This is a genomic window from Aquiflexum sp., assembly GCF_977115555.1.
Window position 1 is genome coordinate 1 of the sequence record NZ_CDSBKL010000282.1, and the last position, 5,508, is coordinate 5,508.

Annotated in this window: 7 protein-coding genes; 5 read left to right on the plus strand and 2 right to left on the minus strand. The window is 40.7% G+C overall.

What is annotated here, in order from left to right:
* Positions 1-858 (plus strand): amino acid kinase family protein (locus ACZFYI_RS14865; protein ID WP_462524914.1); only part of this gene is annotated, 858 nt, incomplete at its 5' end.
* Here ACZFYI_RS14865 and ACZFYI_RS14870 read toward each other — a convergent pair.
* Positions 847-1,722: a fructosamine kinase family protein gene (locus ACZFYI_RS14870; protein WP_462524915.1), complete on the minus strand. Its 876-nt coding sequence runs from the start codon at positions 1,720-1,722 to the stop codon at positions 847-849. The genes ACZFYI_RS14865 and ACZFYI_RS14870 overlap by 12 nt on opposite strands.
* Entirely contained in the window at positions 1,715-2,200 is a 486-nt protein-coding gene (locus tag ACZFYI_RS14875; protein WP_462524916.1) for a low molecular weight protein-tyrosine-phosphatase, read from the minus strand. Before ACZFYI_RS14875 ends, ACZFYI_RS14870 begins: the two co-directional genes overlap by 8 nt.
* 445 nt (positions 2,201-2,645) lie before the next feature.
* Here ACZFYI_RS14875 and ACZFYI_RS14880 point away from each other — a divergent pair, with 445 nt between their 5' ends.
* From ACZFYI_RS14880 to ACZFYI_RS14895, 4 genes are all read left to right on the plus strand, one after another.
* A complete protein-coding gene (locus ACZFYI_RS14880) occupies positions 2,646-3,263 on the plus strand; it encodes a hypothetical protein (protein WP_462524917.1) in 618 nt (205 codons plus the stop codon).
* The gene (locus tag ACZFYI_RS14885) at positions 3,260-3,550 is read left to right on the plus strand and encodes a winged helix-turn-helix domain-containing protein (RefSeq protein WP_462524918.1); all 291 of its coding nucleotides are present in this window, start codon (positions 3,260-3,262) and stop codon (positions 3,548-3,550) included. The genes ACZFYI_RS14880 and ACZFYI_RS14885 overlap by 4 nt, the downstream gene beginning before the upstream one ends.
* Positions 3,551-3,599: 49 nt before the next feature.
* Positions 3,600-4,955, plus strand: a complete 1,356-nt coding sequence (creD, locus tag ACZFYI_RS14890) for a cell envelope integrity protein CreD (RefSeq protein WP_462524919.1) — start codon at positions 3,600-3,602, stop codon at positions 4,953-4,955.
* A gap of 140 nt (positions 4,956-5,095) precedes the next feature.
* Positions 5,096-5,508 (plus strand): glycosyltransferase family 2 protein (locus ACZFYI_RS14895; protein WP_462524920.1); only part of this gene is annotated, 413 nt, incomplete at its 3' end.

Sequence of the window (5,508 nt, forward strand, 5' to 3'; positions counted from 1 at the left end):
CTGTGTCTTTGGCAAGATGCGCGGGAAATCATTGCTACTGACAGCGACTATAGGTTTGCCAAAGTCAAATGGGAAAAAACCGCCGCCCAATGTCAAAAACACCTGATGGCAAAGCTTGACAGATTCCCTGTCGTCACCCAGGGATTTATCGGTTCGGATGAAAAGGGGAAAACCACTACTTTGGGAAGAGAAGGTTCGGACTTTACCGCGGCGATTTTGGCCCATAGCCTCCAATCCCAATCTGTCACCATTTGGAAAGATGTCGAAGGTGTACTCAATGCCGACCCGAAGCGATTTCCCAATACAGTGAAATTTGAGGAATTGGATTACAAAGAAGCAGCCGAGCTCACTTATTACGGCGCATCAGTCATTCACCCCAAGACCATCAAGCCTTTGGCCAATCTTTCTATTCTACTTTTTGTCAAGTCGTTTTTGAACCCTGACGGAACTGGAACCCAAATCCACCATGTAGAAAAACCGAATACCGTTCCATGTATTGTCGTGAAAGATGAGCAGGTTTTGGTCAGTTTCCGGGTGACGGACTTCACTTTTATCAATGAATCACATATCCATCAGGTCTATACCGAAATCGAAAAACTCAAACTCAGGGTCAATCTTTTGCAAACTTCGGCCATCAGCATTTCGATTGTGATCGACAGGCAGCTTTTCAAAATGGAAAAACTGATCCAAGCATTGGCTTCGGATTTTGACATCCGGTACAACGAATCCCTACAACTCATCACAGTCAAGAACCATAATCGCAAGATTACGGAGGAATTGATGTCAGATAAAGAAGTGCTTTTAGAACAAGTCACACGCTCCACATTTCAGATTGTGGTCAAGCCGCTAACTGAGTAACTTACTGACGGTTTTTTCTATCGCAGGCAAGTAGCTTTTGCCAAAAAGAAGAAGGTGTACCAAAAGAGGGTAAAGATTGTACACGGGGACTCGCTCAATAAATCCCGGTTCCAAAGGAAAAACTGTCTCATAGGCTTCATAAAACTCCTCTTCGAATGGCCCAAACATCCTTGAAAATGCGAGGTCCACTTCCCGGTGTCCAAAGTAAACAGCCGGGTCTATCAATACCGGGACGCCATTTTTCCCTCTCATGATATTACCGGACCAAAGGTCTCCGTGAAGCAGGGCAGGTTTTCCTTTTGGGAAAAAATCTTCCAAAACCGGATAGATCTGCTGAAATTTTTTGAAAAAATCCAAGTCAATGAGGCTTTCATAATACGCCTTCCCGATGAGGGGTTCTAGTCTATTTTGGATAAAAAATTCAGACCAAGAATGTTCAGGTTGGTTTTGTTGGGGTATTGAGGCAATGTAGTTGGAGGCTTTATACCCGAAATCATTTTGGGTGGCCATATGCATCTGTGCCAAGCCAAGACCTAGTTCCTGCCAATAAGTGAAATTTGGTTTATCCGGAGCGATCCATTCCATCAATATGAAATTGAAACCCGGTTCCTGACCAAAATGGTGAACTTCGGGGATTTTTAAGGGGCAATTGGCACGCATGATGTCTAAGCCATCTGCTTCTTTTTCGAAAATATCCTTCGTTTCCTCAAAATTGGTTTTCAAAAAAAAGGGGCCATCCGATGTCTCTAACAACACGCCTTGGTTGACATTGCCTGCTGCAATAAGACCGGCTTGCTTCAAGCGCACTGAAGGTCCAAAGCTTAAAAAAAGAATGTTTTCAAAGACCTCATTGGACTCAAACATAGAGTTTGTGTTCTACTTTGAGCCTTTCCAAAAAATGGTCAAGAGATTCATCAATGATCTTGTATACCTGTTCAAAACCTTCTTCCCCACCATAATAAGGGTCCGGGACCTCCAAATGGTCCGGGTCAGGATGGAATTCCCTTAACAAAAACAATTGCTCATGCTTGATATTGTGCCTCGTCATGACATTTTGGATATTCCGCTTATTGGACATATCCATTGCGATGAGGTAATCAAACTCACGGATGTCTACACGGTTGAGCTGCCTCGCCCTGTGGGAAATAGGGATATCATGGTTTTGAGCGCAGGCTAATGTCCTTTCGTCCGGCAATTCTCCGATATGATAATCTGAAGTCCCGCAGCTGTCACTTGTGAATTTTCCTTCAAGTCCAAGTTGTTTGACTTTATTGTTGAAAATACCTTCAGCTAAAGGTGACCTACAGATATTTCCCAAACAAATGAACAAAACTTTTACCATACTCTAGGGCTTATGGGTTTTTGAGGAGAAAGAGAAGTACAAGTTATAAAATTTTTGTCGATGTCTTGATATCAAAAATTTTTTCCGCGGAACAGGAAACATAAAATTCGAAATTAAATTCTGATTTGTTTCACTTTTACAAGAAACCCAATCGAAAAAATTAAACTTTTCCATATTTTGAATGTGGTTTTTCTGGATGATTGCCATTTATGCCAAACAAAATTCTGATAAATTTTTTCTCCTTTTTTCATTTTCTTCTCAGGTGATAAAAAAAATCGAATGAGTATCACATTTTCCTTAAGTACAAAATTCATCATTTTGCTTAAGTTCCTATGATTCGATTTTAGAAAATTTTCCTTTGCCAATCAGCTCAACAAGAATTTATTTTTGTTCTCTTGGTTTGTATTGTTTAATTCTTTTACTTTGAAACACAAAGTACTTTTAGATGGAAAAAGAAAAATATATCCAAGACCTCCGTCAGATCAAAGAGATCATGGACAGGTCTTCCAAGTTTATCTCCCTGAGTGGATTGTCGGGTGTTGCTGCCGGAATCATTGCACTTGCCGGGGCTTGGTATGCCTATAATTACATTTACACCAAAAGTGACTACTTCAGTTACAATATCATAGTTCTCAGCTCCGGAGACGTCAGGTCATTGATCGGATTGGGAGCAGTGATTCTGATCTTAGCTATTGGCGCAGGGTTGTTTTTTACCGCAAAAAAAGCCAAAAAGGCCAATCAAAAAATCTGGAATTCCCAAGCCAAAAGATTGCTGGTCAACCTTTCCATTCCTTTGGTCTCTGGAGGATTGCTCAGTCTTATATTTCTTTCAAGAGGATTTATCGGAATCATCGCCCCTTTGACCCTTATTTTTTATGGACTCGCTTTGGTCAATGCCTCCAAATATACCCATCAAGAAATCCGAAGCCTCGGGATCATTGAGATCATTTTGGGACTTATATCCGCTTATTTCATCGGATTCGGACTTTTATTTTGGGCAATCGGTTTTGGCTTATTGCATATTGTGTACGGCATCATCATGCACTACCGCTACGGATCGTGAAAGACATACTTAAGGATTTGGACAAAGCTTTTGAAAGCAAGCTCAGGCTTGGAATCATGTCAGCACTGCTGGTCAATGATTTCCTGGATTTCAATGCACTGAAAGAAATCCTTGACGCCACAGACGGAAACCTGGCGAGCCACCTCAAAACTTTGGAAAAAGAAGGGTATATCACCTTTACGAAAGAATTTTTGGACCGAAAACCAAATACCAAATACATGGCTACCGAGACCGGCAAAGAAGCATTTCTCAGACACCTCAAAGCAATTGAAAACTTATTGAAATAAAAAAATTTCTTCACTCACTTTGAAATTCAAAGTGCTTTCAAAAACAATCATGGAAAATTCAACACTCAAATCCTTCCTCTCCCTTAAGTATTCAGTCACGCTCAAGTTACTGATCATCGGATTTCTGGCCTTGGTATTATTGATACCCAATGCATTTATCGTCTCCATCATCGAAGAAAGGTCTTTGCTCAACGAAGAAGCCATCAAGGAAATCGGTTCCAAATGGGCCGAATCACAAGAAATCCTTGGCCCGATTCTCTCTGTTCCTCTTGTCTATGAAACTGAAAAAGACGGGAAAAAAACCATTACCACTGAAGATTACCAAATCCTTCCCCACCAACTGAAAATTGAGGGAAAAGTACTTCCAGAAATCCTGAAGCGAGGGATATACAAAGGAGTTGTCTACCGCTCCGACCTTGTCATAAAGGGAAATTTTGTCGTTTTGGATGATTTTGACAAAAAAGATTTTGTAGGTTTCAAAACCCCCGAGGCCAAAGTTTCATTCGGAGTCACCGATCTCCGGGGAATTGAGGATGAGGTGGATTTTACCATAAATGGTGAAAAGAAACAGGTCAATCCCGGCACTGGAAACTTCAAGATGATTGCATCGGGATTCAGCATTTTGATGGGAGAAAGTGACCTTATTGTGGGGGACAGTATTCCGTTTACTATCCGGCTTAAGCTGAAGGGAAGTAAAAATCTTTCCTTTATACCGACAGGAAAGACCACCGATGTACATATCCAATCTCCTTGGACCGCCCCAAAATTTGATGGAAAGTTTTTGCCCAACAACAGGAATCTGACTGAAGAGGGATTTACGGCAGATTGGAAAGTCCTCGAACTGAACAGGAATTTCCCTCAATCCTGGATCAACAATGCCTATGCTGAAAACCTGAAATCAGCATCATTTGGCGTGGATTTACTTTCCCCGATGGAGGATTATCAAAAATCTACAAGGTCAGCCAAATATGCACTGATGACCATAGGATTGACCTTTTTGATGTTTTTCTTGGTGGAAGTATTGGGGAAAAAGAACATCCATCCTTTCCAATATGCCATGGTGGGATTTGCAATTTGCCTTTTTTATATCCTGTTGGTCTCCATATCAGAACAAGTCAGTTTCAATATTGCCTACCTGATTTCTACTATTGCCGTGGTGGGTATGATTTGTCTCTATTCACTTTCTCTGTTCAAGGTTAAAAAATATACCTTCATTTTGGCGACAGTGCTTCTTGGCTCATTTGGGTTCCTGTTTGTGACTTTGCAGATGGAAGACTATGCGCTTTTGATGGGTAGCATCGGATTGTTTATAATATTGGCGACCACGATGTACATCACCAGAAACATTGATTGGAACAGAATGAGTTTGGGAAAATCAGATGAAAATCCTGATCAAAGTTCCTGATTTTATCATAGGGATATCAATCTCTTTAAAAATTTATAACTCTCCGATTCCCTTAAATCCTAATGGTATAAAATTCCAATAAATTTCATTTTAGAAACAATAGGAGTACCTTTACAGGGCTTAGAAGCTATTCGAAATATATGCCTCAAACTCCTACAGCTAAAAGTATCAAGAAGGTTGCAGTGATTACCATGGCAAGAAATGATGATTTTTTCTTGACCAGGTGGATCAATTATTATGGCCGGGAATTGGGTAAAGAAAACCTCTATATTTATTTGGACGGAGAAGATCAGCCAATCCCAAAAAACGCCGATGGTGTCAATGTATTTCATGAAAAAAGGGTTGTTGAACATGTGGTTTCAGCAGAAAAACGCCGATTAGGCTTTCTATCAGAAGTGGCCAAATCTTTATTAAAGCGATACGACATCGTCATCGGTGTGGATGCAGATGAATTCCTGATCGTAGATCCCATTTACGGCAAAACATTGGTCGAATATCTCAGTGAAATAAACATCAATCCTTCCGTTTCGGGACTTGGAATAGATGTAGGGCA

What these genes read in the sequence shown, in the direction of transcription:
- ACZFYI_RS14880 (WP_462524917.1), top strand. Translation starts at nt 2,646, where the DNA reads ATGGAAAAAGAAAAATATATCCAAGACCTCCGTCAGATCAAAGAGATC.
- ACZFYI_RS14870 (WP_462524915.1), bottom strand. Translation starts at nt 1,722, where the DNA reads ATGTTTGAGTCCAATGAGGTCTTTGAAAACATTCTTTTTTTAAGCTTT.
- ACZFYI_RS14875 (WP_462524916.1), bottom strand. Translation starts at nt 2,200, where the DNA reads ATGGTAAAAGTTTTGTTCATTTGTTTGGGAAATATCTGTAGGTCACCT.
- creD (WP_462524919.1), top strand. Translation starts at nt 3,600, where the DNA reads ATGGAAAATTCAACACTCAAATCCTTCCTCTCCCTTAAGTATTCAGTC.